Genomic DNA, 26839 nt, shown 5'->3' on the forward strand with positions numbered 1-26839 from the left:
CTATTTCTCCTAAAAACGCACCTTTGATTATGATTGCGTCCATATTACCGATTAGTTTGCTTTTCTTTAAAAATGTAAGAAACATCAAACACTACAAACCTTAAAACCACAGAGAACAGATAAACTGGCATCATGCCCGAGAAACAAAAATATACTGATACTAAGCATGCCGTTAGTATTCCGTTGCTAGCTATCGTAAAAACTTGCCAATGGAATATGCTATCCAGAAAGCACAATACAATAAATACTACGATAGCGTTTACGCCAATATATATGTTTAAATGCAGCATTATCCACGCTTTTTTTGCCTCCCATTGCTTTCGCTTCATTAGCAATGCATGGGTTTCAATACAACTTAGCCCGGCAAATCTTTTATTTTTTATTATATATATAATTGAGGCGAGGTTATATGTGGCGGCACCTAGAAAAGATAATCCGCTAAGGTTTGTTAAAAAGATTTCGTCAAACGGTCCTACCAAGATGGGGGCGATCTTTATTCCAATGAAGCTAAGCCCATTAACTAGGGGAGTAAGGAACTCGTTCATAACTCCATTTAATCGATGAAAATAAAATCCTGAAAACGCATAAAATACTATAAGTACAGGAAAAACCACATATATTGGAGTGGCGTCAAACCACTGTTCACGAAGTTCTCCTGCGGATGAGCCAGGCACAATTTGCGTCATAGCGGGTTTGCCAAAAATTTTTTTAGCCGCGTACGAATTTTCATGCTGAAATTTCCTTCTTGGTCGATAATGATTCCGGCTTGCAAAGCAGTTATTGCAAGAAAAAGGCAACACATCAGAGACTTCCTTTGGGATTTAACAAAAAATAAAAGCGCTTTTCTTGCGAAATCTCGGCACAGCCCCAATCCAACTTAACATTTCATCACCCGTCTAGAAAAAATAAGAAAAGCGCTCATGGGAAACCCAAATATCGAATTTACCTTTCTCTCAACGCCTCACGCTGATACTTCAACAACGGCGTCAACAAATATTCAATAATCCGTCGTTGCTCGGTCTTGATCTCCACCGAACTCGACATCCCCGGTTCCAGGTGCTGTGAACCTCCCCCAAAAAGTATCGAAAGCTGTTTTTTCCGCCATGACCAAACTCCCTATTTTTTTACAATAAATTCAAAAATTTTCCGAAAATCAAAAAAAACAAGCTGCCCAACAATCGACCACATCGCCACACAGAAACTTGACGGCAAAATCAATGCCAAACAGACGATCAACGTAAATAGCATGTCATACCTTGAAGGCAAAAATTCGAACCAGCCAAACATACAATTCAAAAAAATAAATGTGGTAAAAGCTGCAATTCCACCTACAATAAAATACACACCAAGATGCAATAACACCCACCCTTTTTTGACACCAACCCCTTGCATAATCATTATATTTTTATGCGCATCTTCGCAACTGGCAGCCGCTATTTTCTTAACCTTAACCATATACAAAGCAGATGCAATGTTATACAAAGCGCTAAAGAGCACACACAACCCCATCAAATTACGATAGTAAATAGGGTCAAGCTCCCCACTCATAGGCGAGGTTCGAATATTCAGAAAAGCCCACCCCAGACTATCAATTATCGGACTTATAAAAACATCCACAACAGCTCTATAATACGGAGAAAAATTACCCAACAATGCATAAACAGTAATCGTAGCTGAACTAATCAGCACAAAGGGCCCGGTTCGAAACCAAGGAATAGGCTTTATCGGACGCCCCGCTTCGGGGGCTGGAGTAATAGGCAAATCCATTATCTTGGTTCCTTTTTAATAAAGTACTGCCATAAAATATGGCCGCAGCGGGCTCAACCGGCCAACGCAATGCACACTGCTTTTTCTCAATTAGCACTCCCCTAGTGCCTCACGCTGACACTTCAACAACGGTGTCAACAAATACTCAATAATCCCTCTCTGCTCGGTCTTGATCTCCACCGAACTCGACATACCCGATTCCAACGAAACATCCTTGCCATCCGCCACAATAACATGCGCACCGAATTGAATCCGAGCCGGATAAATCAATCCCAACTTGTCATCCTTCACCGCATCCTGCGAAATCGACATGACACAGCGCTCCTGCGCCGATCTACACCCTGCTGCCGTCCAGATGCTTTACGCCGAGCAAGACGAAGGTGTTTCTTGATACGCTCGATGCTCGGCTTGCCGCTCTCTGAGGCTGGCAAACCCGTGCCCCTTCAGTATTTTCTGCTAACAATAAATCGTTGATAAGTGCAACCGACAGACCACCCTAAGGCAAATGGGATTATCGCTGTCGTGCCCCAAGCCAATAATCGCAGGGGTAAAAAACGACTCATTTGATTCATCAGAGGATTGGGGAAATTCCCAATAAACGGAAGAAAAAACGGGATCATAAAGACGATGAGAAAAAACAAAAACCCAATAATGTATCCTAGCGGCTTATTAAGCTTGATTTTCCCATAGCTTTCCTTAGTAAAAAGGAAATGCGGTGCCTTGCAAAAACCTCTAAAGCATCTTTAAAAGCCGACTCAACCAAAGCGCGCTCCGGTTCAAGCAACGCTGGAAGATCTACACGTATGACACCCCAAAAAATATCGCATAGCTTCCCGTCTGTATCTGGGGTTACCTCTAGTGTCTCAATTGCTTCAACCCTAACACCTCCATCTCCCTTCCAGCACATTCCGAAAACCTGATTGGGCCATCCAGGCATGCACCCTTTAATACGCCAGATAAAGGCATCAAGCTCACGATCTATCACCCAGGCATCCGGATGATGCCTTCCATGAGTTTTGATATTCAGGGTATGTTTCCCAGTGGACTATATCCGCCACATCCGCACCAATGCGCTCATAAACAAATGACATCCCGCCTCTCCTTCACATACAAAGTTAGTCCTTCATAAAAAACTAGAAACACGGCTTACTCTAGTTACTATGGCAAGCCTGTCATGCCTCCCCCTTTAGTAAACTTTGTGCACTCCATCAACCGCTTCCAGATAGAGGTTCAAAAAATCAATTCGCCTCTCAGTCTCCTCTATGGCGCAGTCATCGGCAAAAGTTGTCACCCACCTGCTGCTACCTCCCTGCAGCCCGCCTACATAGCCACAATTTTCATCTCGGTAGACTCTCCACGCACGCTGCGCTCTTTCAAGTTGCCCTTTGGTTTCCCGAGTGTCCCATTTACTCGAGCTTGGCAACTTTTCCAACGCTTCTTGATAACCCGCATCCAGCTCCTTCTCCAAGGTTTTCAGCTTCTCTTCTTTGCATTGCGTGCTACTTAAAGAACCATTTGGCATCGTGCATGGGCTATCATCTGCAAACGCGCTCATACAACCGCCTAGGCCAAGCAAAACGAACACCAACACTTTCTTACAAATAGTAGAAACAACCATATCTACGCACCTTACCCTTTAAATTTGCGCACTCCAACCACAACAAAATCCATTCAATTCGACAACATAGACACCCCATATAAATAACTGAACAGGCTTATGGCATACTCCTTAAATTCTTGATCAGTCACTGAAGACTGAAAATCTGAACCGAATGAATGTTGCCAATAGCCAATTGCTTACCATTTGGATTGACCGCAATGCCTCTATCGCCACCGCCAAACTGAGCAACCTGTTTTCCGGTGCGCGCATCAATAATTGAATTCACAACCGGTTTTCGTCCATCAAACCAAGCTCCAGCCTTTACAAATAAATATTCTCCGTTCGGGCTGAACGCCAATCCCCCCACGCCTGGTGAAACCTTGTCACTCACAATGTCATCCATGGAATAGTAGGTCAGGATATCCATCGTCTCGCCACTAATTATTCGACCTATTCCGAGTGCAATCTGGTTAGCCGCAAAAGTGCCGACTGATAAATCCACGTCAACAGCTTGCTTCCATGGATAGTACCCTGGCCGATTATCGGCTACTGCGGGATACCAAACAGCCTTTGTTGGCGATTTCCCCGAAGGGTCAAGTAATCTCAACCCCACATCGAACGGGGCGAGCAATCTTCCATCCATAGTCTTGTTAACAGTTTTTTTGGTGCCATTGACACCCACCATGATTTTGTCTTCGGCAGTCCATGCTGCCCGTTGAACCGCCAGCCCATCAACATAGAGCTTTTGCAGAGTCCAATTTTTCGTGTCGTAGATGTAAATGTAAGAGGGCTCACCAATCGCCCCGACAATGGTCAGCATCTTGCTGCCATCCTTATTCAACCGGGACGCGCGTCCAATAGCTGGATTGTCTGGTAAGGAATCCCCCGTCATGGGATCCCACTGTCGCTTTGCACCGAACGAAATAATTTTACCGTCACGGCTCCACAGCAGGTCGTGATCAGACATATCGCCATAATCATACGGACAATGAATGTGTGATTGTTTCTTATCATGCTGCATATCCCAGACGACAATATCTGTCGACGAAAAATCCAGGTTATACACTATTGCCAGATAACGTCCTTCAGGACTGAAGGTCAGTTTTTTTACGATTGGCTTGCTTAGAAAATCGCTAAAATCAATGGTTTTTTGCAATTTGGGCAACGGCACCGCGAGATTAACCTTCATCGCTGCGCTCTCACCAGACGCAGCGTCTACTTGGTTAGTCATAACGATTACGCCCAAAACAGTCAGCGCAATTAATGTTGAATATAATTTCACTGAAACCCACCTTGAATTTTCGCATCTTGATTCAGTGCAGCTTCGGCCGAAGAACGCACCACCTCTTATAGACTCACCGCTCCCGCAACGCCTCACTCTGATACTTCAACAACGGCGTCAACAAATACTCAATAATCCGCCGCTGCTCGGTCTTGATCTCCACCGAACTCGACATGCCCGGCTCCAACTGCACATCCTTGCCATCCGCCACAATCACATGCGCACCGAGCTGGATCCTTGCCGGATAAACCAACCCCAACTTGTCATCCTTCACCGCATCCTGTGAAATCGACATGACCTTGCCCGGGATCGTGCCGTAGTGGGTATACGGAAAGGCATCCAGCTTGATTTCAGCCTCCTGTCCCGGGCGAACAAAGCCGATATCCCGGTTGAGAATCTGCGCTTCAATTTCCAACCCCGCATCGTCCGGCACAATCACCAACAAGGCCTGAGCCGGAGTGACCACACCACCAATCGTATGCACAGCCAACTCCTGCACAGTGCCACCCACCGGCGCCGTCAAGTGGGTTTGCCACTGCCGTTGCTGAAACTTGGTTTCATCCCCCTGATCCTGGGCCAACTGCTGCTGCGCCTGATTGAGCGCATCGAGTTGTTCACGGCGAAACTGCGCAATGGCGGTATCGATATCGTCACGCTGCTCCTGAATCGTCGCCTGCAATTCCTTCGCGTAACTCTGCTGCCCGGCCAACTCCTGCTCTTGCTGAATCCGCGCCTGCTCCTTTTCCAGATAGGCATGGCGCGGCACATAACTTTGCTGGAGCAAGGTCTGGTAGTCCTCCTCTTCGGCGCGAGTCATCGGCAAGGTTTGCTGCAGGCTGCTGATTTTGTGCTGGGTGGTTTGCAGTTCCTGGACACGCTTCTGCAACTCCGAACACAAGCTGGTGACTTTGCTGCGGTGCTCGTAGAAGGCGCTTTCAGCGAAACGTTGGGTATCCCGCTGCCGATCCTCCGTGGCGTCCGCAACCGCCTTGACCGTTGGTGCCCGGTTAGCAGTTTGCGCATCCAGCAGGGCCTGGGCACGGTTGATCGTCAGCATTGCGTCGACCCGCGCCATCCTCGACTTGCCGACATCGGCCGTCACCTCGGTCGGGTCCAGCTCGATCAAGGCCTGGCCTTGCGTCACATGCTGGCCGTTGTCCACCAGGATCGCCTTGACGATGCCCGCCTCCAGCGGCTGGATGGTTTTGCTTTTGCCGTTGGGGACGACCTTGCCTTCCGCCACCGCGACCACGTCAAGTTTGCCGATGGTCGACCAGACCAGGGCAATCGTGAACAGCAGCATCAACGCCCACATCAAGCCACGTCCCACTGGGGACGCAGGGGTTTCCAGCACTTCCAGCGCCGCTGGCAAAAATTCGACCTCGTCGCGCTGCCGTTGCAACGGATTACCCCGGGCTTTTTCAGCGTCGAGTGCGGCGCGGGCAATGTCGCGGTAATGCCGCAGTCGGGGGAACCAGCGATCAAGCAGCGACATGTAGATGCCCCGTCTGATGGCGCCACAGAGAGGCATAACGCCCGTCTTGCTGCAGCAGTTCGTCGTGGCTGCCTTCTTCGACGATGGTGCCTTTCTCGACCGTGATAATTCGCTGGGCGATTCTGACTGCGGACAAGCGGTGGGCAATGATGAACACCGTGCGGTCCTTGCAGATCTTGTGCATGTTGCCGTGAATAATGGATTCCGACTCGGCATCCAACGCCGAGGTGGCTTCGTCGAAAATCAGGATTTTCGGATTGGTCACCAGGGCCCGCGCAATGGCAATACGCTGCCGCTGACCGCCAGACAAACCATTGCCGCGCTCCCCCAGTTCAGTGTCATAGCCCTGCGGCAGTTCCAAGATGAACTCATGGGCACCGGCCAGCTCCGCGGCTTCGACCACCTGGTCGAAGTGCATGCCAGGTGAGGCAAAGGCGATGTTGTCGCGCACCGTGCCTTTGAACAGCATGTTCTCTTGCAGGACCACGCCGATTTGCCGCCGCAGTGAAGCGGGATCGAGGACAGACAAATCCATGCCGTCGATCAGGACCCGCCCGCGCTCGGGCGAGTAGAGGCGCTGGATCAGTTTGGTCAGGGTGCTTTTGCCGGATCCGGAAGGGCCGACGATGCCGATAACGCTACCCGCTTCGGCCGTCAACGACAGCCCGCGCAGAATCTCGGGACCGTCGGCGCGGTAGCGGAATACCACCCGGTCGAACACCACCTCACCCTTGACCGGCGGCATCGAAGCTTGCCCGGCAGAGACGCCGGACTCGGCCCGGTTATCGAGGATGTCGCCCAGGCGGTCCATCGACAGCCGCACTTGCTGAAAGTCTTGCCACAGTTGCGCCAGACGCAGGACCGGGCCACTGACGCGCCCGGACAGCATATTGAAGGCAATCAGCTCACCGACCGAGAGATCGCCACCAATCACCAACCGGGCGCCAAACCACAGCAAAGCCGCGGTGGTGAGCTTGCTGATCAGGGAGGCCACCTGATTGGCCGAACTGGAAAGATTGGAGGCCTTGAAGGCGCTGGAAACATAGGCCGCCAACTGCTCTTCCCAGCGCCGCTGCATCAAGGGCTCGACCGCCATCGACTTGATGGTTTCGATACCGGTCACGGACTCCACCAGGAACGACTGGTTTTCCGAGCTACGGCGGAATCTTTCATCGAGCCGGGCTTTGAGCACCGGCGTGACGAGGACCGACAAGACGATATAGCAAGGCAGCGAGATGAAGACGATCAAGGTCAACAAGGGCGAATAGGTCAACATCACCGCGAAGAACACCAGGGTGAAGAACATATCCATGGCCACGGTCAATGCGTTGCCGGTGAGGAAGTTGCGGATATTCTCCAGCTCACGGACCCGCGCCACACTGTCACCCACTCGCCGTGCCTGGAAATACGCCAGCGGCAACCCCAGCAGGTGATTGAACAGCCGCGCGCCCAGTTCGACATCGACCCGGTTGGTGGTGTGACTGAACACATAGGTGCGCAGCCCAACCAGCAAGGCCTCGAACACCGAAATGGTAATCAGGCCGAACGCCAGCACGTCCAAGGTCGACATTGATTTGTGCACCAGCACCTTATCAATCACGACCTGCATGAATAAGGGCGAGACCAGGCCAAACAATTGCAGGAAGAACGAACCGGCCAGCACTTCCATAAATTGCTTGCGGTATTTGACAATCGAAGGAATAAACCACGACATATCAAACTTGCCACCGCCCTGGGCGAGAACGGCACGCGAAGTCACCAGGATTAAACGACCGGACCAGACCGGTTCAAATTCAGCCAAGGTGATTTGAAAAGTACGCTGTTGTACTTCGTCATGTAGCAAGACGTTGTCGTTCGCGCACTTGGCCAGGACCAGAAAACGTCCATCGCGAAGTTCGACGATAGCGGGGAGCGGTGTCTGGGCGAGGCGGTTGACCTGGCTCGTGGTAGAGCGGGCCTTGAGCGTGACCTGCCGCGCCAGACGTACCAGCGTCAGGGCATCGATAGGCCGGGACAGTCCTGACAGGTGCCTGAGGCGTTCCGCGCTGACAGCGACACCTGAAAGTTGGGCGATGACGACGAGTGAGGCGATGCCACTGTCTTCACTTCCTGTGGACTCTAGCGCTTCAGGCGAAACGCTGCTCCCTGCGTTACGATCAGACATGTCAACTCAATGGCATTAACGAAAGATGGAAGTAGACCGTGCAATAACAGGCACGTCAAACCAACCTAGAGCAGGCCAATACATTAAAAAGCGCTATAGCTAAAAATCGGTTTCACCAAAAACCCAACTTGACATCAACTAAAGTCAGACATCAAAAAGCCATCAGAGGCTAGCACCTCTCATTGCCAAGAAGAAGCATTGTTTTCGCCCAGAAAACTTCGCGAGCGGTGAAAAATTTCAGATTTCATATTTGTATCAAAAACAAAACATAAAAATACCAATCGACACATTGAGTGCGCTCTGCAGACTAAAAAACCATACGATTCAGCTGCTGTAGGTATCATCTCGATTAAGTCGACTGGTAACAGCCATCATACAATTGACTCAGGCACCTGTGCCCTGCATGCCAATAAAGCGCTCCCGTAAACAAGAAACGCCCCTTGCTTTCTCCCCTCCAGGTTCGGCAACTTCAAACCCGTTCAGCATTGGTTCAGCATCGCCGGCAACATCGCTTGCGTCCCGCTCAGCCATCCCGCAAAAAACGGTATTGCTGTCCTCGGAAAGTCAGTAATAACAGCTCGGTTCCCTCCGAACTGAGTAAGCCGGTATGCTGCCCAATACATTTTTCAAAGGAATTGAATCCTCATGACCGCACTGGATAACGCTTTTCACAGCCTGCATCAGAATGGACTGCTGGTCCTGGCCAACGTGGCCGATGCGGGCGGTGCGCGCATCGTCGAACGCCTCGGCGGCAAGGCCGTGGCTACCAGCAGCGCCGCCATGGCCTGGTCCCATGGCTACCAGGATGGCAACCAGTTGCCTCTCGACCTGCTGAGCACCACCGTCAAGTCCATGGCACGGGTGCTCGGCGTCCCGCTCACGGTGGATATCGAAGCCGGCTACTCGGATGACCTGGAGCAGGTCGGCCGGGTGATCAACGCCGTGATCGCCGCCGGGGCGGTAGGGATCAATATCGAAGACGGCCTCGGCTCGCCAGAGTTGCTGGTGCGCAAGATCGATGTGGCGAGAAAGGTAGCGAACCAGGCGGGTATCAAGCTGTTCATCAACGTACGCACCGACGTCTACCTGAAAAACCTGTTCCCCGCCGAACAGCGTCTTGAAGAGCTGCTCAAACGCGCCGCACTCTATGCCGGCGCCGGAGCTGATGGGCTGTTTGCCGCGGGCGTGGTCGACTCGAACGAAATTGCCGCGATCTGCCGGGCCACCCCACTGCCGGTCAACCTGCTGTCCCGGGACGGGCTGGCCTCCCCCGATGAGTTGCAGCGCCTGGGCGTCAGACGCCTCAGCGCGGGCTCGAGCATCGCCGAGTTCCTGCATGGCGCCATGGGCACATTGGTCCGCAGCTTCCTGGACAACGGCCAGCTCGATACCCACGCCTTGAAAGCCCATACCTACGGCGAACTGAACGCCTTGATGGCGGCGAAAACCGAGTAATCCCTGCTCCTGGACGGGGTCAAGTGCCCCGTCTGATACCTATGTCCCCATCCCACCCCTGAACTCCCCCGGCGTCGTTCCACTCCAGCGTGAAAACGCCCGGACGAACGCCGGCGGCTCACTGTAGAAGAGCTTGAAGCTGATGGTTTTAATGGAGTCTTCGGAGTGACGCAGCAGGTAGATCGCCCGTTCGAAGCGTATCTTGTCCACCAACTCCGAGTACTGCACCCCCTCCTCCCCCAGGTGCCGCCGCAAACTCCGTTCCGAGCAGTTGAGCTTCTTGGCCATGGCGGCCGCGTTCGGATAGAAATCGATGCACGCCAGAAGGCTGTCCACCCGGCTTTGCCAGGACAACGCTGCACGTTCGGCCTGGGCTTCGCGGCACAGCTTTAGATACAGGTGATAAGCGTGCGGGTTTCGTCGTGCATTGCGCGGGTGGCCCCGTTCATTGTCGTAGGTGACATAGGTGTAGTCATGACCGAAGCTCACGGGGCAATCGAACTCGACCGGATAGCGTTCGGCGTCTTCGGGCTCGGGATAACCGAATGCCACTGCCCGCACATAACCCTCTGCATCCGCACCGAAAATGTCACGTAACAGCTGGCGCGTGCCGAGAATGTCGCGGTCGATAAGAAACCGGTACAACGCGGGCAATCCGCCGACCTGACGGTATCGGACGACCGATTGACCTACCGCGAGACTGCCGATCAGTTCGGGCACGATCCAGGGATTGGACAGCGGATGGAAACGCCTCGACAGATAACCGGCATGGCCCAGGTCGATCGCGTTGGCCAACAGTCCGCCCAGCACACCCACGCTATTCACGTTGGTCAGCCGACCGAGGTCGAGCCCGGCCGCGGTGCCTCGATAAAGACGCTGGATATTTTCGTAGACCGTCTGTTCCTGACGGCTGTTGGGAACCGATTCCGGTAGCGCAAAACTGTCGACATCCAGACCACTCCCCGCCAGCACCTCATGCAGCGAATACCCCCAAGCCTCCATCTGTGCGATGCAGAAGCACAGCGGTGCCTGGCTGGCGCGGGGAAACAGGGAAAGGCTCATGGCAGCTCACGCTTCGCAGAAAGGGCTATTTAATGCCTTTTTGGCCGTGATTATCAATCATCTGACACGTTCGAACATCGCCTCAAAGGGGTCGGTATTGGCTTAATGCCCCTGGAGAAAAACAATAGTGAGGCAGCGTTAATGAGCAAATCGGTCTTCATCACCGGTGCATCTTCAGGCTTGGGGCGCCAGTTGGCAGGCGAATTCGCCAAACGTGGCTATGACCTGGCGTTGGCTGCCCGTCAACTCGACGTCCTGCAAATCATCAAGTCCGAACTGGAGGAGCACCATGGCGTGCGGGTGCGGGTCTATCCGCTGGATGTCAGCGATACCGAACAGGTACGCGGCACCCTGAATACCGCCTGCGCCGAACTGGGCCAGCTCGATATCGTCGTGGCCAACGCCGGGTTGGGCAGCGACGGGCGCATAGGGCGCATCGATTTCGCCAATTCCCGTCAGATGTTCGAGGTCAACGTTATCGGTGCCTGCGCAACCATCGACGCCGCCATCACCCTGTTCAAGAACCAGGGGCATGGGCAGATTGTTGCGATGAGCTCGGTCGCCAGCTGGCGCGGCCTGCCCGGCAGCGGCGCCTACAGCGCCAGCAAGGCCGCCGTCAGCGTCTACATGGAAGCCCTGCGCTCCGAATCGCTGGGCAAGAACCTGACCGTGACCGTTATCTATCCGGGCTTTATCGATACACCGATGAACAACAAGCTCAAGCACCGGCCCTTCCTGCTGTCGCTGGAGGACGGCGGCAAACGGATCGCCGATGCCATTGTGCAACGTCGCAAGCGTGCGGTGATTCCCGGCTATCCCTGGCGGCTGCTGCGCCCCCTGCTGAAACTGCTGCCGACCGCGCTGATCGGCAAACTCTTCTGAGCACACGACCATGACCGCCACCATCTGCCAGATCGCGCTGAGCGTGCGCGACACCACCGCGTCCCTGCATTTCTACCAGAAACTGTTCGGCCTCAAGCATGTCTTCGGCACCCTGTCCTTTCGCGGCAAGCAGGCCGAGCGGATACAAGGCCTGGCCGGCGTGGCATCGCGGGTCAGTTGGCTGATCGACGACCGCGCGTTCTTCCAGTTGGAACTGTTCGAATTCGAGTCGCCGGTCGCGGCCCCCCTCGCCCCCGAGGACGACGAGCGCGTCGGTTATCGGCGAATCCTTGCGCGGGTCGACTCGCTGGAGCGTTTCGAGGCGCTCGCCCAATCCCTAGGCCTGCCCCTGGAGACCCGCCCGGCTGCCAATCGTCGTTTCATCCGGGATCCGGACGGCATTCTCATCGAGCTGATAGAAGACCGCTCACTGCAAGGCTCGCCCTACCCGTGCAAGCTGACAGGCCTGGGCCTGGTTGTCGCCGATTGCGCACGCAGCGCGGCGGCCTTTGTCGACGGGTTGGGTTTCCGGCGTAGCGACGCTACGTTCGAGGCGGCTGACGATACTGTCGCCCATGCCCGTCTGAGCAAAGGCGACATGTGGCTGGACATCCGCCAGACGGCGGCCCCCAAACCCTGGCCGTCGCGTTACCGGCTGAGCGATATCGGCATCCTGAACCTGGCCGTCGGCTTCGACAGCCAGGAGGGGTTCACCGCACAGTTCGAACAGGCGCTGGTGGCCGGCTTCGTGCCCAACTACCAACCGATGGGCCAGGCGGGACTGGTGCAGTGCGTCTACGTCAACGACCCCCACGGTTTTTCCGTGGAGATGCTCTACTGCTCGCCGCAACTGTACCCCCTGGTGGGCTTCAGCAAGCCAGACTTGAAGGCCCGGTTGTTCAACCGCCAACGCGAGAAGCTGGCCTACAAAGCGCTGGGCACCCGCCGCGACAGTTTCTTCTCGCGGCAGATCAGGACCGAAATCGAGATCGATGCGGCGCCCAGTGCGGTGTGGAACTGCCTCGTCGACTTCGAGCGCTACGGGCAGTGGAACCCCATGCTGGAGATCCAGCGGATCGATCACCGTCCGGGCGGCCAGATGCACTTCGCGGTCAAGCTGGGCGAGGAGCGCAAGGCGTCCTTTCAGGCCCGCATCAGCAGCGACGAAGCGCCACGCCGTTTCGCCTGGCGTGGCGGAAACCCGTTCACGGTGGCCGGCGAACATTTCTTCCAGTTGGTGGAGAACGCCGATGGCTCGACCCGTTTCATCCATGGCGAGCGTTTTTCCGGCCTCTTGCTGCCGGCACTCTGGCAGCGCCTGAGCCAGTCGAAACGACTCTATCAACGTATGAACGAAGCGCTGAAACAGCGTGTCGACAGCGCCCATCAGGAGGCAACAGATGAAAGACTTGAACGGTAAGGTCAGCGTGATCACCGGCGCTGGCGCAGGCCTGGGTCGTGAACTGGCAATGGCCTGTGCACGCCGGCGGATGAAGCTGGTACTGGCCGATGTTGAAGCCGGTAACCTGGAGGCCACCCGCACCTTGATCCAGCAGGAGCTTCCCGACACCGACATCGCCACCCTGCCAGTAGACGTCTCCAAATTCGAGCAAGTCGCCGCGCTGGCGCAACTGGCCATGCAGCGTTTCGGTGGCGTCCATCTACTGTTCAACAACGCCGGCGTGGGCGTCACTGCCCCTCTCTGGGAAAACACCGTCTCCGATTGGCAATGGGTCACCCAGGTCAATCTTTATGGTGTCGCCTGGGGCGTGAAAGCCTTCACGCCCATCATGCTCGAGCAGGGCGAAGGACACATCGTCAATATCGCTTCGGCGGCCGGCTGGATGTACTCGGCCGGCAGCGGCATTTACAACGCCACCAAAGCAGCGGTGGTGGCGCTTTCGGAGAGCCTGGCCAATGACCTGAAAATGGCCAACAGCGTGATCGGTGTCAGCGTGCTCTCGCCTGCTTTTTTCCCCACCGGCATCATCGACGCCGAGCGCAATCGCCCGGTGGAGTTCGCCGACGCTGCCGTCGACAGCGAGATGAAGCGCCAGTACGAGGAGCGGGTGCGACGAGCCGTGGAAGCCGGCAGGATTTCCGCCCGGGAAATCGCCGAAATCACCCTGACGGGCGTGGAGGAAAACCGCTTCTACCTCTTTCCCCATGCCTGGGTGCCGGGTGTGATAGCCCTGCGCAGTAAGCAGGCACAAGCGGGCATGACCGCGTTCGACCCCCACGGTGGATCGGCCTGAACGCCGGCCCCGGACGACAGGCCATGAAGTTCGTCTTCAAAGGGCATAGTCATTCAGAGGGGTTATCCGTTGCACGTCACGCTCCTACCATGAAGCGTCCCTTATCAAACGATGACGCTTGAGGGCTAAAAGGAGCGATGAACAAACAATGTCAGGCCAAACCGCACTTATCTCGGACTTGCCGCTACCGCGCCGTAATACTCGTTATGGTATTGCCTTCGGCTCGATAGCGGCGGTTATCTGGGGCACCTTCCTGGCGGCTTCACGCCATGGAATAGGAGCTGGACTGCATGCCAGCGACCTCGCGTTCATTCGCTTCGCCGTCGCCGGTGCCCTCCTGCTGCCCTGGGTGCTGACGCATTCACCGCGCACACTGGCCGGTATCGGCTGGCGCCGAGGAGTGCTCTTGTCGCTGCTGGCTGGCCCCCTGTTCATCCTGATTGGCGCGAGCGGCTACCGGTTCGCGCCCCTGGCCCATGGTGCGGTGATCCAGCTCGGCGTATTGACGCTCATGAGCATCAGTCTTGCCGCCCTGCTGCTGGGCGAGCGACTGAAAACATCACGGCTCATCGGGCTCGGTGTACTCATCGCCGGGCTGATAACCATTGCCGGCCCGAGTCTTCTGGACGGTCAATCGCAGGCCTGGATCGGCGATCTGCTGTTTGCCACGGCCGGATCGATGTTCGCTGCTTTCACGATCCTGATGCGCCGCTGGAAACTCAATGCCTTCGCTGCCACGGCGGTGGTGTCGGTGCTCAGTGCCGTCGTCTACTCCCCTCTCTATATGGCCTGGGTCGGCACTCAACGCCTGTCGGCAACACCGATTGCCCTGCTCATTGAGCAAGGCGTTGTCCAGGGCCTGCTATCGGGCATCGTCGCGCTCTTCGCGTTCGCCCGGACCGTGCATTACCTCGGTGCCGGTCGAGCCGCACTCTTTCCCGCACTGGCCCCCGCCGTCGCGATACTGCTCGGCGTGCCGCTGGTCGGCGAGCTGCCCACGACGGGCCAGTGGTACGGCCTGGCCATCTGCACCAGCGGCCTGCTGATCGCCTTGCGCGGTGGCCCCCCCCGCACTCGCTGAACCAGCGCTCTACCCCTCCTGACTTATCTGAAAACCAAGGAACCCCCATGACTCAATCAATGATTGCGGGCCGCGACACGCCCCCTGTTCCCTACACATTCGACGGACTGTTGATCAACGGAAAATGGTGCACGGGCAATGCCGGCAGCGTACTTGAAGTCAACAACCCCTATTCCCATGAGCGCCTTGCCGAGATCCACGAGGCCAATCTGGGCGACGTCGACCGCGCTTACCAGGCGGCCCGAGCGGCGCAGGTGCAGTGGCAACAGAGCTTGCCGGGAGAACGCGCAGCCGTGTTGCGCAAGGCTGTCGAGGTCCTTGATGCGCGCCATGGAGAAGTGGTCGACTGGCTGATTCGCGAATCCGGCAGTACCCGCATGAAGGCTGAAATGGAGTGGGGAGCCGCCCGCGCCATTATTCTTGATGCCTCCACGCTCCCGAGCCAGGCCCAGGGCCGGATCATCGCCGGCGACATCCCCGGTAAAGAGAACCGTATCTATCGCAACCCGGTGGGCGTAGTCGCGGTCATCAGTCCGTGGAACTGGCCGCTGCACCTGACCTGTCGCACACTCGCCCCGGCGCTGGCCCTGGGCAATGCCGTGGTGGTCAAGCCGGCCAGTGAAACGCCGATCACCGGCGGCCTGCTGATCGCCCGGATCCTTGAGGAAGCCGGCCTGCCTGCCGGTGTACTCAATGTGTTGGTCGGCGATCCGGCGGTAATCGGCGATGGCTTTGTCCAACATCCCGTGCCCCGGGTCGTCTCGTTTACCGGTTCTCTGGCCGTGGGGCGGCGTATCGCCGGCCAGATCGCCAACAGCCCGCGGCTCAAGAAAATGATGCTGGAACTCGGCGGCAATGCACCGCTGGTAGTGCTCGAAGACGCCGATCTCGAGTTGGCGGTACATGCCGCGGTCGTCAGCAAGTTCCTGCACCAGGGACAGATCTGTGTCATTGCCAACCGGATCCTGGTCCATGAAAAGCTCCATGACGCATTCGTCGAACAGTATGTCGAGCGGGTCCGTGAGTTGAAAGTCGGCAACCCCAATGACCCGGATACCGTGATCGGCCCCTTGATCAGCCAGAAACAACTGCACCACGTGCAACGTTCGATCGCGGCGGCCAATGCCGAAGGGGCCCGACAACGGCTGGGAGGTGCGGCGCAAGGCCTGGTGGTGCCGCCACACGTGTTTGACCGGATCACCCCGCAAATGGGGCTTGGGCGCAGCGAACTGTTTGGTCCCGTCGCACCGGTCCTGGCTTTTGCCAGCGACGCCCAGGCGCTGCACATGGCCAACGACACCGAGTTCGGGCTTTCCAGCGCGGTCTTCTCGCGCGATGTATCAAGGGCCGAGCGCTTTGCCGCCGGCCTGCAAACCGGCATGACGCATATCAACGACATCACCGCCGTTGACCTGCCCAACATGCCGTTCGGCGGGGAAAAGAACTCCGGCCTGGGCCGCTTCGGCAGCGAAGGCCTGATTCATGAGCTGACGACTGAACATTGGATGTCGGTGCAGCATACGTCTCGCCAATATCCGTTCTGATCACACAACCCCTGTTCGGAGTGTTCCCGCCCATGAAGCTGACCGGGCGGGAACAGCCGATCCGACTCAGGTTGCCAACTGACGGTTATCGACAGGCAACCGCCGCAGACGCTTGCCTGTCGCGGCAAACAGCGCATTGACCAGTGCCGGCGCAATCATCACCGTGGACACCTCACCGATCCCCCCGGGGCTTTCCTCACTGTCGAGCAGATGGGTCTCGATGGCGGGCGTCTCATTCATCCGCAAGACCCGATAGCTGTCGAAATTGCCCTGTTCGACCCGCCCGTCCTTGAAGGTGATGTTGCCGAACAACGCGGCACTCAGACCAAACACCGCCCCGCCCTGCATCTGCGCCACGACACTGTCGGGAACAATGGCGCGACCGCAATCCACCACGCAGGTCAGCTTGTGTACCCGGACCTGTCCGGCAGGATCGACACTCACTTGCGCCACCTGGGCGGCATAGGTGCCGAAGCAGAAGGTCAGCGCGACGCCACGCCCCTGTCCCGGCTCCGGGGGCGTTCCCCAGCCGGACTTTAGCGCGACAGTCTCCAGGACCTTGCGCGCCCGCGGATGCTTGCCCAGCAGCGCCAGGCGATAGGCCAGCGGATCCTGCCCGGCACTGGCCGCCAGCTCATCGATGAAACCTTCGACCATGAACACGTTCTGTGTATGCCCGACTCCCCGCCAGAAACCGGTGGTAATCCCCTCGGGCGGCTCGTGCCGGATATAGCTGACGCCGATATTGGGGAAATCGTAGGGACCGCTCGGGTCGCGGATGGCATCGCCATCGATACCGTTGGTAAAACGCGCCGGCAACCAGCGGGCGAGGATCGACGATCCGGTCACCTTGTGGGTCCAGGCCGTTGGCAGCCCCCGGGCATCCAGCCCGGCACTCAGGTGATTGAAATGATAGGGCCGCAAGGTGCTGTGGCGGGTGTCCTCCTCCCGCGACCAGATGACCTTGAGCGGGAACGCGACCTGTTTGGCGAAAGCCACCGCCTGGGCAACGAAATCCACATCCAGGCGACGGCCAAAGCCGCCCCCCAACAGATGATTGTGCACCTGGACCTGAGCCTCGGCCAGCCCGGTCAATTGCGCGGCAACCGCTTGCGCGCGCGCCGGCACCTGGGTCCCCAGCCACAGGTCGCAACCCTGGGCACGAACATGCACAGTGCAGTTCATCGGCTCCATGCAGGCATGGGCCAGAAAGGGCACCTGATAGACCACTTCGAATTTTTTCTCGGCCTGCGCCAGCGCCTGCTCGACATTCCCCACGTTACGCACCGGCGTGCCGGCCGCTTGGGCAGCCTGCTCGATCGCCTGCAACATGTCAGCCGTGGAGAATTGTGCATTGACGCCTTCGTTCCATTGGATCTCGAGCAAGCCCAGCGCCTTGCGCGCCGCGCCCATATGCTCGGCCACCACCGCCACGGCATTGTCGATATGCAGTACCTGCAGCACGCCCTTGACCGCCAGCGCGGCACGCGCATCGACACTGGCGAGACGGCCACCGATCACCGGGCAAGCCATCACGGCGGCCACCCTGACCCCTTCCGGACGGGCGTCGATGCCATACAATGCCGTGCCATTGACCTTGGCCGGCGAGTCGGTGCGCTGGTGGGTGAGTCCGATCAGCTGGAAATGCTCCGGGGTCTTCAACTCGACCTTTTCCGGTACCGGCAACGTCGCGGCCCTTTCCACCAACTCACCGTAGGCGAGGGAGCGCTGGCTGGCCTCATGCAGGACAACCCCCTCGCGGGCCATGCAACTGCTGGGGGCAACTCCCCATTGCAGGGCGGCGGCCTGGATCAATAGCGTGCGCGCACTGGCGCCGGCCTGGCGCAACGGTTCCCAGGTGCTGCGGATCGATGTCGAGCCACCGGTGACCTGGAAACCCAGCAGCGGATTCACATAGCGCCGGTTATCCGCCGGAGCATGCTCGATCACCACTTGATCGAGCCGCACCGCCAGTTCTTCGGCAATCAAAACCGGGATCGAGGTGTAGGTCCCCTGCCCCATCTCGACCTGGGCGATGGTGAACGTCACCTTGCCCCGCCGATCGACCCGGATAAACGCATTGGGCTCGAACAGCGTGGCGCCGTCGGCCTGGCTTACACTGATCGCCCCAGGCAACGCGAGGCTCAGCAACAGCCCGCCGCCACTGGCCGCACCGACCTTCAGGAAACCGCGCCGGGACCACGCTCCGGTGCCCGGTGTATCGCGCTGGGTGCTCATGCGCCCACCTTGACGAAGGTCGCCCCGGCCGCCTGCCTGATCGCCGCGTGAATACGCACATAGGTGCCGCAGCGACAGATATTCCCGGACATGGCGTTATCAATATCACTGTCACTGGGGTTGGGATTGCTCGCCAAGAGCGCCGTCGCCGACATGATCTGCCCGGACTGGCAGTAACCGCATTGCACCACCTCAAGTGCCTGCCAGGCGGCCTGGATCTTCTGCCCGGCGGCGGTCTCGCCGATCGCTTCGATGGTGGTGATTTCGGCCTGGGCCAGGGCACTCACCGGCATCACGCACGAGCGAATCGCCACGCCGTTCATATGCACAGTGCAGGCACCACACAACGCCATGCCGCAACCGAACTTGGTGCCGGTCATGCCAAGCACATCCCGCAGGACCCAGAGCAACGGCGTATCGTCATCGACATCGAGCCTGTGCACGGTTCCATTTATCTTCAACGTCTGGGCCATATCCACCTCTTGCCGGCCATGGGGTAGCGGCTTGACTGGCTCCGCCACTGAATAAAATGCTACCGGTCATCCTAGGGGCAACTCGCGCCGCGGAGAATTTACCTGACCTTCAGAGGCTTTGAAGCCCAGCTAACAAGGGGGGGGGGGGGACGGCTAAAGAATCCGTAGTGACGTCGATGTCCCCAATGGCGGAGCATTGGAAAAATGCCCTCCCGAGGGGTCACGCAGGAAGTCGATAAGCGCCCTGAGCTTACGGGTCACCCGCCGGCGATCGGGGTAATACAGGCTAAAGCCGGGGAGCTCCGGCCCCCAATCCTCGAACAGGCTGACCAACTCGCCACGCTCGATAAACCGATCGATGTAGCCGCTGATCATGTAACCGATACCGTTGCCATCCAGCGCGCTTTGCACCAGGGCCGCCGAATCATTGACGATCAGCCGGCCGCGCACGGGCAGTTGCAGGACTTCTTCGCCCTTGGCCAGATCCCAGCGCTCGACCACGCCCCCGGAGGAACGAAAGCAGATGCAGTTGTGGTCGAGCAGATCGCTGGGATGCTCGGGCGTACCGTGCCGTGCCAGATAGGCGGGAGAGGCGATAACGCGCATGCGCACGCTGGGCCCGACTTTGATCGCCACCATGTCGCGTTCGACAAAATCGCCGAAACGAATACCCGCATCAAAGCCCAGCCGGACAATGTCGACAAAGGCATTCTCCATGCTGATTTCCAGGTCGATTCGCGGATACGCCTCCAGAAAGGCGGACAGCCTGGGCTGCAGGATCGACATGTACGCCGAGCGAGGCACATTCAAACGCAGCAGCCCGGAGGGCGAGCCCGTCGTATCGCCCAGCTCCAGTGCCGCCGAGGTCAACATATTCACCGCCGGCTTTACCTTCTCCAGAAAGCCGACGCCGGCCTCGGTCAGGCTCACACTGCGGGTCGTACGGTTGAACAAGGCGGCCCCCAGGCGCCGCTCCAGATTGCGGATGACCTGGCTGACCGCCGAAGGCGATACCCCCAACCTGACCGCTGCCGCGGAAAAACTGGAATGCTCGGCGACACAGACAAAGGTCACGAGCCCGTCGAGTTGGTCCTGGCGCATGATCGTCCTCCGCAAAAAGTCATTTTTTATACCACAGGCATTATGAAGATTGACTTCAAAGCCTGAGTCAAGAGCACCGGCTTGTTCGCCCCGTCGCAAGCCCGAACAATCCTCCAACCCACCGGAGGAATCACCATGTCTACCGAACACCTGGCTCACCCCGCACAGAAAACCTGGCTGATCACCGGCGTCAGCTCCGGCTTTGGCAAGGCCCTGGCCACGACCCTGCTGTCCGCCGGCCAGCGCGTCGTCGGCACGTTGCGCAACGAGCAATCGCGCCAAGACTTCGAGCAACTGAAACCGGGTTACTCGTTTGGATGCCTGCTGGATGTCACCGACAACGCCGGGATCCCAGGCGCGATCGCCGAGATCGAAAGCCGCATTGGCGCCATCGATGTACTGGTCAATAACGCCGGCTACGGTCATGAAGGATTGATCGAAGAATCATCGCTGGAAGACTTTCGCCAGCAATTCGAGGTCAACGTGTTCGGCGCGGTGGCCATGATCAAGGCCGTGCTGCCGTTCATGCGTGAGCGCCGCCGTGGTCATATCCTGAACATCACCTCCATGGGCGGGCTGACCACCTTCCCCGGCCTCGGGGCCTATCACGGCAGCAAATTCGCCCTGGAAGGCATTTCCGAAACCCTGGGCAAAGAGGTCAGGCCTTTCGGCATCGCGGTCACCGCCATTGAACCGGGCGCCTTTCGCACCGATTGGGCCGGTCGGTCCATGGTCAGGGCCGAACGCAGCATCGGCGACTACGACGCGAGCTTTGACGGCCAACGCAAGGCACGCCTGGAGCGCAGCGGCCAGCAAGCCGGCGATCCGCTCAAGGCGGCCCTGGCAATCATGCAGGTCGTGGCCTCGCCAATGCCGCCCACCCACTTGTTGCTGGGGCGCGATGCGGTGCAATTGGTGAAGGAAAAACTCACGATGCTGCAAGCTGAAATACAGCAATGGGAAACGCTTTCGCAGAGTACCGACTACAGCTGATTTACGACACCAGCTCCGAGCTGATGCTGTCAATCAATGCCCGGACACGGCGCGGCAAGACGTTAACCGGCGGATACACGATCTGCAGCGCCGTTTTCCCGGGCGAATAGTCGGGGAGCACCTCCACCAGTCGCCCGGCGGCGATATCGGCCTGGACATCCCAGATGGACTTGTTGCAGATGCCGTGCCCGTCCAGGCACCACTGCCTGATCTGCCCACCGTTGTTCGCCACCCGGCGCCCCCGGACCACAACACGGTAGGCCTCGTCCACCACCCGGAACGTCCAGACCCGATCGATGTTGCTGCCAAAACGCATGACCAGGCAATCGTGCCGCGAGAGATCGTCCGGATGCCCGGGGATGCCATGGCGTTCAAGGTAACAAGGTGCGGCACAGACAACCCGGCGGTTCTCGCCAATCGGCTTGGAGCGTAACGTACTGTCGGCGAGGATCCCGTAGCGGATGGCGAAGTCGATCCCCTGGCTGACCAGGTCGACAAAGCCATCGGTGAGATTGAGATCGACGGTCACGGCGGGATGCTCGGCCAGGAAACGGTCAAGAATCGGCACTATCCGCGCTTGCCCGAGATCGACCGGGGCACTGAGACGGATCAGCCCCGAGATCTTCTGCGTCCCCAGCCGGATACTGCTTTCCAGCTCATCGGCTTCCGCCAGCAGACGACGGGCACCCTCGGCCAGCAAGCGGCCCTCGTCGGTCAGGCTGATCGAACGGGTGGTGCGAGTCAGCAGGCTCGCGCCGTAATAGCCCTCCAGCAGCGCCAGGCGCTCGGACATCGACGCCGGGGACAACCCCAACTCCCGCCCGGCGGCGGACAGGCCGCCCTTCTCGACGATCATCAGGAACAGCGCCAGGTTATCCAGGGTCATTATTCGGAATCTCCGAAATATAATTTCGAATCCTAAGCAATTATCAAATGAATCCGCAATGTCTATCTTCGCCACATCAACCGACTGATCCACTGATTTTTGCGCAAGGAGAACTCCCATGACACTGACCTCAAGAATGCCGATCCAGATCTGGATCCTGACCCTTTCCGCCTTTGCCATCGGCACCGCCGAATTTCTGATCGCCGGCATCCTGCCCCAGGTCGCCGACAGCCTGAAGATCAGCACCGGCCAAGCCGGTAACCTGATTACCGCCTATGCCCTCGCCATCGTGATCGGCGGCCCCCTTCTGACGTTGTGGCTGGCGCGCTTCGAAAAACGCAACGTACTGATTGCCCTGATGGGACTGTTCGTCGCCGGCAACCTGATTGCCGCCTTCAGCAGCGACTACACCACACTGCTGATCAGCCGCGTGGTCGCCGGTCTCACCCAGGGTCCGTTCTACGGCATCGGCGCGGTGGTGGCGACACGCATGGTGGCCGATAACATGGCCGGACGGGCGGTCGGCCAGATGTTTGGTGGCCTGACACTCGCCAATGTACTGGGCGTACCGGCCGGCGCCTGGATCGGCAATACCTTCGACTGGCACAGCACCTTTCTCGTCGTGGCGGTGATGGGGGTCGTCGCCCTGCTGATGATCGCCGTCACCATTGCCCGCAGCCCCGAAAACAAACCGGCTTCGATGCTGGCCCAGCTTTCGGTGTTCCGTGACCGCAATCTCCTGGCCAGCCTGGCCTTCACCACCCTCGGCTGGGTCGGTTTCATGACGCTGTACGGGTATATCGCTCCGGTTGCCGAACAGGTCGCCGGGTTCGACCGCAGTGCGATCACCTGGGTATTGGTTGTGGTGGGCGCAGGCCTGGTGGTCGGCAACAGCATCGGTGGCCGTACCGCGGATGCCAACCTGCGTCGCTCGCTGAGTGTCTGGCCGCTGGCCATGATCGCCGCGCTGATCCTGGTCGGCTTCCTCGCCCCCTACAAATGGCTGTTCCTGGGAGCGGCCTTCTTTTATGGCGTGACCACGTTTGCCAATCTGCCCTCCATGCAAATGCGCGTCATGAAGTACGGCGCCAAGGCTCCTGAACTGGCGGCGACCGCAAACATCTCAGCCTTCAACATCGCCAACGCCCTGGGTGGACTCATCGGTGGCGCAGTGATCGACAGCCACCTCGGTGCCTCCGCGATCCCGTTCGCCGCAGCCATTGTCCCGGTGTTCGGCCTGCTCTTGATCTTGTCGCAGGAAGCCCGGCTGTCGCTACAACCGAAGGTGGCCAGGGCGGGCTTGGCGCTGGGGGACTGAGGCCTTTGTCTGCATCGGTACGCCGAACAACAAAATAACCAAAATCTCATAATGTGGAATATTTTATAAATCCCTATTTACAGAATTTTTGAATGAGCATAAATTGGACTCCATGGCCCATCTGCCGAAACACGGGCCGCAAAAACAAAAAAAAGAGTCCATGCCATGCAAACCGTGCCTGCAACAGAAAACGTCCTGAGCGACGTGATCGACCAACGCCCCATGGGGCGTCTACAGTTCGAGTTGATCGGCCTGTGCGTGATCCTGGCCGCTATCGACGGCTTCGACACCCAAGTCATGGGTTTCCTGGTCGGCCCGATGGCTGAAACCCTGGGTTTGCCGGCGGCCAGCTTCGGCCCGGTGTTCGCCAGTACCCTGCTCGGGCTGATGATCGGCGCGTTGAGCCTGGCGCCCCTGGCCGATCGCATCGGTCGCAAGAAAGTCCTGCTCGGCTGCGTCGCCACCTTCAGTCTGTTTTCACTCTGCACCGCCTTGAGCCACAACTACGAACAACTGCTGCTGGCCCGCTTTCTCACCGGCCTGGGGCTGGGCGGCGCGGTTCCCAACCTGATTGCCCTGGTCTGCGAGTACACCCCCAGACGCCATGCCCGCAGCGCGGTCACCCTGGTATTTTGCGGCATGCCATTGGGGGCCATGGTGGCGGGCCTGGTTGCAGAGCAAGTGTTGCCGGCCCTGGGTTGGCGCGCGGTGTTCATCTGCGGTGCGGTACTGCCGTTGATCTTTGCCGACCTGTTGTGGCGCAGCCTGCCGGAGTCCATCGAATTTCTCTCGCGAACAGCGGCCAACCGCGAGCAGGTGCTGAGGATCGTTTCACGGCTGATGCCGAACCTGAAAACCCTGCCGGACTCGCTGTTCAACCGCCCCCTGGCGAACCTTCCACGCATTTCCCCGCGCCGCCTGTTCGAGCACGGCATGTGGCGCCGCACGCTGCTGCTGTGGCTGCCCTATGCCATGAACCTGCTGATCCTGTACTCGATCATGAGCTGGGTGCCGACGGTGTTGAGCAGCGCCCGGCTACCCGCCCATACCGGCGTCGAGGCGATCGTATTGTTCAGCCTGGGTGGCGTCGTCGGCTCGCTGGTACAGGGCCGGTTGATGGATGCCCTGGGCGCCCATCGGGTGTTGATCGCGCAGTTCCTGGCCTATCAGTTGCTGGTTCTGCTGCTGGTGATGCTGCCGCTCGCGGCGACAAGCTTCCTGACCCTGTTGTTATTGATGGGCCTGCTGATTCAAGGCGCCCAAGCCGGGCTGAACGCCCTGGCCGCCGAACTCTATCCCCAGGAAATCCGCTCCACTGGCATTGGCTGGGCGCTGGGCATCGGTCGGATTGGCTCGATCCTCGGGCCCTTGCTCGGCGGCCTGATGGTCGGCCTTGGCTGGCAGGTCCAGCACGTGTTCATGGCGGCCCTGATTCCCAGCCTGATTGCCCTGGGTGCGCTGCTGGCGATTCATTTCAGCCAGCGCCGCGACCACGCTTCCCATCCTACCCCGACTTATTGATCCTTCCAGGAGACACACAATGAAAATTGCCAGCTTCCTCAACCAGGGCATCCCGAGCTACGGCATCGTCGACGGCGATCAGTTGCTCGACCTGCAACCGTTGAAAGCCGAACTGGGCTATGACCTGAAAGCCGCGATCACCCATGGCCTGTTCAGCAGCCTGACCCCGGAGCACCTCGCCGCGCTGCCACGCCTGGCACTCGGCGAAGTCACCTTCCTGCCCGTGATCCCCAACCCCGGCAAGGTCCTGTGCATCGGCATCAACTACGCCACCCATGTCCGCGAAACCGGCCGGGACATGCCGACCTACCCGATGATCTTCACCCGCTTCGCCGACAGCCAGGCCGCCCACCTGCAAGCCATCCTGCGCCCCAAGGCCTCGCACAAGCTGGACTTCGAAGGTGAGCTGGCCATCGTCATCGGCAAGAAAGCGCGCCATGTCAAAGCCGAGAATGCCCTCGACCACGTGGCCGGTTATGCCTGCTACAACGATGGCAGCGTGCGCGACTGGCAAAAGCATACGATCCAGTTCGTGCCCGGCAAGAACTTTCCGCAGACCGGTGGCTTCGGCCCCTGGCTGGTGACCGCCGATGAAATCCCTGATCCGCAGGCGCTGGAACTGACCACCCGGCTCAACGGCGAAGTCATGCAGCACACCTCCACCAGCGACATGATTTTCGACGTGCGCAAACTGATCGAGTACTGCAGCACCTTCACCGAACTGGCGCCCGGCGATGTGATTGTCAGCGGTACCACCGGTGGCGTCGGTGCGTTCCGTGAACCGCCCGTGTGGATGAAGCCGGGCGACGTGGTCGAAGTGGAAATCTCCGGCCTGGGCACTCTGCGCAACACCATCGCGGACGAGATCTGAATCATGACTGACGCAAACAAACCCGCTACCTCCCAGGCGGTGTCCAATGCCGCGGACAGCGCTGCCGACGCCAAGGGCTCGAGCCTGGAGCGCATGCTCAAGGTCCTCGACCTGTTTACCGAACGCCAGCCGGTATGGACCGTCGACGACCTGGGTCATGCCATGGGCTTCACCCGCTCGACGATCTACCGCTATGTGCGTGAACTGGCCGAAGTGGATCTATTGTTCCAGGTCGAAGCCGGCCGTTATGCGCTCGGCGCCCGGATCATTACCTGGGACCGGCAACTGCGGGTCAGCGACCCGCTGGTACGCGCGGCCAACCAACTGGCGAGCGAATTCCCACAGTGGGGCCCCTCACAGGTCTGGCTGACCTGCCGCTTGTTCAAGGACCAGGTGGTCTGCGTACACCAGAGCGGTACCATCGCCAGTGAGGTCAGCTATACCCGTGGCACACCACGTCCGCTGTTCCTCGGCGCGACGTCCAAGGCCATTCTCGCCAACCTGGGTTCACGCCAGCACAACCGCCTGTACCTGGAAAAACACGAAGAAATCCGGCTCAGCTGCCTGGGGCAGAACTGGGAAGAGTTTCGCCGCGCGATGCAGCGCCTGCGCAAGAAAGGCTATGTCGTCTCGCGAGCCGAAGTCGACAGCGGCATCTGCGGGGTCGCGGCACCGATCTTCGACAGCGACGGCAAGGTCATCGGCAGCATCAGTTGCGTGCGTCCGGACAGCGAATGCGATGCCGAGCGCGATGACGAGTACGGGCAGCAAGTCGTGCAATTGGCACAGCGGCTTTCGCAACTCATGCAGGCGTTTTCCGGGCGTCCCCGGCCGCTGGACTGAACAACCTC

23 protein-coding genes are annotated in these 26839 nt (G+C 58.4%); 11 read left to right on the top strand and 12 right to left on the bottom strand.

Annotated elements, in window-relative coordinates; all coding sequences use genetic code 11:
• Nucleotides 1–44: 44 nt before the first annotated feature.
• The 7 genes from M5C01_RS25875 to M5C01_RS25905 all read right to left on the bottom strand — a co-directional run bounded on the left by M5C01_RS25875 (nucleotide 45) and on the right by M5C01_RS25905 (nucleotide 8308).
• On the bottom strand, nucleotides 45–800 hold the full coding sequence (locus M5C01_RS25875; protein WP_152741423.1) for a hypothetical protein: 756 nt from the start codon (nucleotides 798–800) through the stop codon (nucleotides 45–47).
• 316 nt (nucleotides 801–1116) lie between these two features.
• The gene (locus M5C01_RS25880) at nucleotides 1117–1767 is read right to left on the bottom strand and encodes a hypothetical protein (RefSeq protein WP_152741424.1); all 651 of its coding nucleotides are present in this window, start codon (nucleotides 1765–1767) and stop codon (nucleotides 1117–1119) included.
• 90 nt (nucleotides 1768–1857) lie between these two features.
• Nucleotides 1858–2079: a hypothetical protein gene (locus M5C01_RS25885; RefSeq protein ID WP_152741425.1), complete on the bottom strand. Its 222-nt coding sequence runs from the start codon at nucleotides 2077–2079 to the stop codon at nucleotides 1858–1860.
• Between the two features lie 874 nt (nucleotides 2080–2953).
• Entirely contained in the window at nucleotides 2954–3385 is a 432-nt protein-coding gene (locus M5C01_RS25890) for a lysozyme inhibitor LprI family protein (protein ID WP_152741426.1), read from the bottom strand.
• 127 nt (nucleotides 3386–3512) lie between these two features.
• The gene (locus M5C01_RS25895) at nucleotides 3513–4649 is read right to left on the bottom strand and encodes a hypothetical protein (RefSeq protein ID WP_152741427.1); all 1137 of its coding nucleotides are present in this window, start codon (nucleotides 4647–4649) and stop codon (nucleotides 3513–3515) included.
• Nucleotides 4650–4722: 73 nt separating this feature from the next.
• Entirely contained in the window at nucleotides 4723–6144 is a 1422-nt protein-coding gene (locus M5C01_RS25900) for an HlyD family type I secretion periplasmic adaptor subunit (protein WP_178129968.1), read from the bottom strand.
• Entirely contained in the window at nucleotides 6131–8308 is a 2178-nt protein-coding gene (locus M5C01_RS25905) for a type I secretion system permease/ATPase (protein WP_152741429.1), read from the bottom strand. Before M5C01_RS25905 ends, M5C01_RS25900 begins: the two co-directional genes overlap by 14 nt.
• Nucleotides 8309–8953: 645 nt before the next feature.
• Between M5C01_RS25905 and M5C01_RS25910 the strand changes: the two genes are divergently transcribed.
• Nucleotides 8954–9763: an isocitrate lyase/phosphoenolpyruvate mutase family protein gene (locus M5C01_RS25910; protein WP_152741430.1), complete on the top strand. Its 810-nt coding sequence runs from the start codon at nucleotides 8954–8956 to the stop codon at nucleotides 9761–9763.
• Between the two features lie 39 nt (nucleotides 9764–9802).
• Here M5C01_RS25910 and M5C01_RS25915 read toward each other — a convergent pair whose 3' ends face one another.
• The gene (locus M5C01_RS25915) at nucleotides 9803–10825 is read right to left on the bottom strand and encodes an AraC family transcriptional regulator (protein WP_152741431.1); all 1023 of its coding nucleotides are present in this window, start codon (nucleotides 10823–10825) and stop codon (nucleotides 9803–9805) included.
• Between the two features lie 141 nt (nucleotides 10826–10966).
• Here M5C01_RS25915 and M5C01_RS25920 point away from each other — a divergent pair, with 141 nt between their 5' ends.
• The 5 genes from M5C01_RS25920 to M5C01_RS25940 all read left to right on the top strand — a co-directional run bounded on the left by M5C01_RS25920 (nucleotide 10967) and on the right by M5C01_RS25940 (nucleotide 16587).
• The gene (locus M5C01_RS25920; RefSeq protein ID WP_152741432.1) at nucleotides 10967–11707 is read left to right on the top strand and encodes an SDR family NAD(P)-dependent oxidoreductase; all 741 of its coding nucleotides are present in this window, start codon (nucleotides 10967–10969) and stop codon (nucleotides 11705–11707) included.
• Between the two features lie 10 nt (nucleotides 11708–11717).
• Nucleotides 11718–13127: a VOC family protein gene (locus tag M5C01_RS25925; protein ID WP_152741433.1), complete on the top strand. Its 1410-nt coding sequence runs from the start codon at nucleotides 11718–11720 to the stop codon at nucleotides 13125–13127.
• Nucleotides 13108–13962 carry an SDR family NAD(P)-dependent oxidoreductase gene (locus M5C01_RS25930; RefSeq protein ID WP_152741434.1) on the top strand — a complete coding sequence of 285 codons (855 nt, stop codon included), beginning with the start codon at nucleotides 13108–13110 and terminating at the stop codon, nucleotides 13960–13962. The genes M5C01_RS25925 and M5C01_RS25930 overlap by 20 nt, the downstream gene beginning before the upstream one ends.
• Nucleotides 13963–14110: 148 nt before the next feature.
• Nucleotides 14111–15043 (top strand): DMT family transporter, encoded by a 933-nt coding sequence (locus M5C01_RS25935; RefSeq protein ID WP_152741435.1) that lies wholly within the window; start codon nucleotides 14111–14113, stop codon nucleotides 15041–15043.
• Between the two features lie 47 nt (nucleotides 15044–15090).
• Nucleotides 15091–16587 carry an aldehyde dehydrogenase family protein gene (locus tag M5C01_RS25940; RefSeq protein WP_152741436.1) on the top strand — a complete coding sequence of 499 codons (1497 nt, stop codon included), beginning with the start codon at nucleotides 15091–15093 and terminating at the stop codon, nucleotides 16585–16587.
• Nucleotides 16588–16653: 66 nt separating this feature from the next.
• On the opposite strand, the gene M5C01_RS25945 is transcribed toward M5C01_RS25940, so the two are convergent.
• From M5C01_RS25945 to M5C01_RS25955, 3 genes are all read right to left on the bottom strand, one after another.
• The gene (locus M5C01_RS25945) at nucleotides 16654–18825 is read right to left on the bottom strand and encodes a molybdopterin cofactor-binding domain-containing protein (protein ID WP_152741437.1); all 2172 of its coding nucleotides are present in this window, start codon (nucleotides 18823–18825) and stop codon (nucleotides 16654–16656) included.
• Entirely contained in the window at nucleotides 18822–19298 is a 477-nt protein-coding gene (locus tag M5C01_RS25950) for a (2Fe-2S)-binding protein (protein WP_152741438.1), read from the bottom strand. The genes M5C01_RS25945 and M5C01_RS25950 overlap by 4 nt, the downstream gene beginning before the upstream one ends.
• A gap of 153 nt (nucleotides 19299–19451) precedes the next feature.
• The gene (locus M5C01_RS25955) at nucleotides 19452–20399 is read right to left on the bottom strand and encodes a LysR family transcriptional regulator (protein WP_152741439.1); all 948 of its coding nucleotides are present in this window, start codon (nucleotides 20397–20399) and stop codon (nucleotides 19452–19454) included.
• A 135-nt stretch (nucleotides 20400–20534) separates the two neighbouring features.
• Between M5C01_RS25955 and M5C01_RS25960 the strand changes: the two genes are divergently transcribed.
• Nucleotides 20535–21392, top strand: coding sequence for an oxidoreductase (locus tag M5C01_RS25960; RefSeq protein ID WP_152741440.1), 858 nt, complete (start codon nucleotides 20535–20537; stop codon nucleotides 21390–21392).
• A gap of 1 nt (nucleotide 21393) precedes the next feature.
• Here M5C01_RS25960 and M5C01_RS25965 read toward each other — a convergent pair whose 3' ends face one another.
• On the bottom strand, nucleotides 21394–22278 hold the full coding sequence (locus tag M5C01_RS25965) for a LysR family transcriptional regulator (RefSeq protein ID WP_152741441.1): 885 nt from the start codon (nucleotides 22276–22278) through the stop codon (nucleotides 21394–21396).
• A gap of 118 nt (nucleotides 22279–22396) precedes the next feature.
• Here M5C01_RS25965 and M5C01_RS25970 point away from each other — a divergent pair, with 118 nt between their 5' ends.
• The 4 genes from M5C01_RS25970 to M5C01_RS25985 all read left to right on the top strand — a co-directional run bounded on the left by M5C01_RS25970 (nucleotide 22397) and on the right by M5C01_RS25985 (nucleotide 26831).
• A complete protein-coding gene (locus tag M5C01_RS25970; RefSeq protein WP_152741442.1) occupies nucleotides 22397–23596 on the top strand; it encodes an MFS transporter in 1200 nt (399 codons plus the stop codon).
• Nucleotides 23597–23761: 165 nt separating this feature from the next.
• Nucleotides 23762–25117: an MFS transporter gene (locus M5C01_RS25975; protein ID WP_152741443.1), complete on the top strand. Its 1356-nt coding sequence runs from the start codon at nucleotides 23762–23764 to the stop codon at nucleotides 25115–25117.
• A 19-nt stretch (nucleotides 25118–25136) separates the two neighbouring features.
• Entirely contained in the window at nucleotides 25137–25988 is an 852-nt protein-coding gene (locus tag M5C01_RS25980; RefSeq protein ID WP_152741444.1) for a fumarylacetoacetate hydrolase family protein, read from the top strand.
• 3 nt (nucleotides 25989–25991) lie between these two features.
• Complete coding sequence (locus M5C01_RS25985; RefSeq protein WP_152741445.1) at nucleotides 25992–26831, top strand: IclR family transcriptional regulator; 840 nt, start codon at nucleotides 25992–25994, stop codon at nucleotides 26829–26831.
• Nucleotides 26832–26839: the final 8 nt, after the last annotated feature.

Source organism: Pseudomonas sp. MWU12-2319, assembly GCF_023242525.1.
Lineage (GTDB): Bacteria > Pseudomonadota > Gammaproteobacteria > Pseudomonadales > Pseudomonadaceae > Aquipseudomonas > Aquipseudomonas gingeri_D.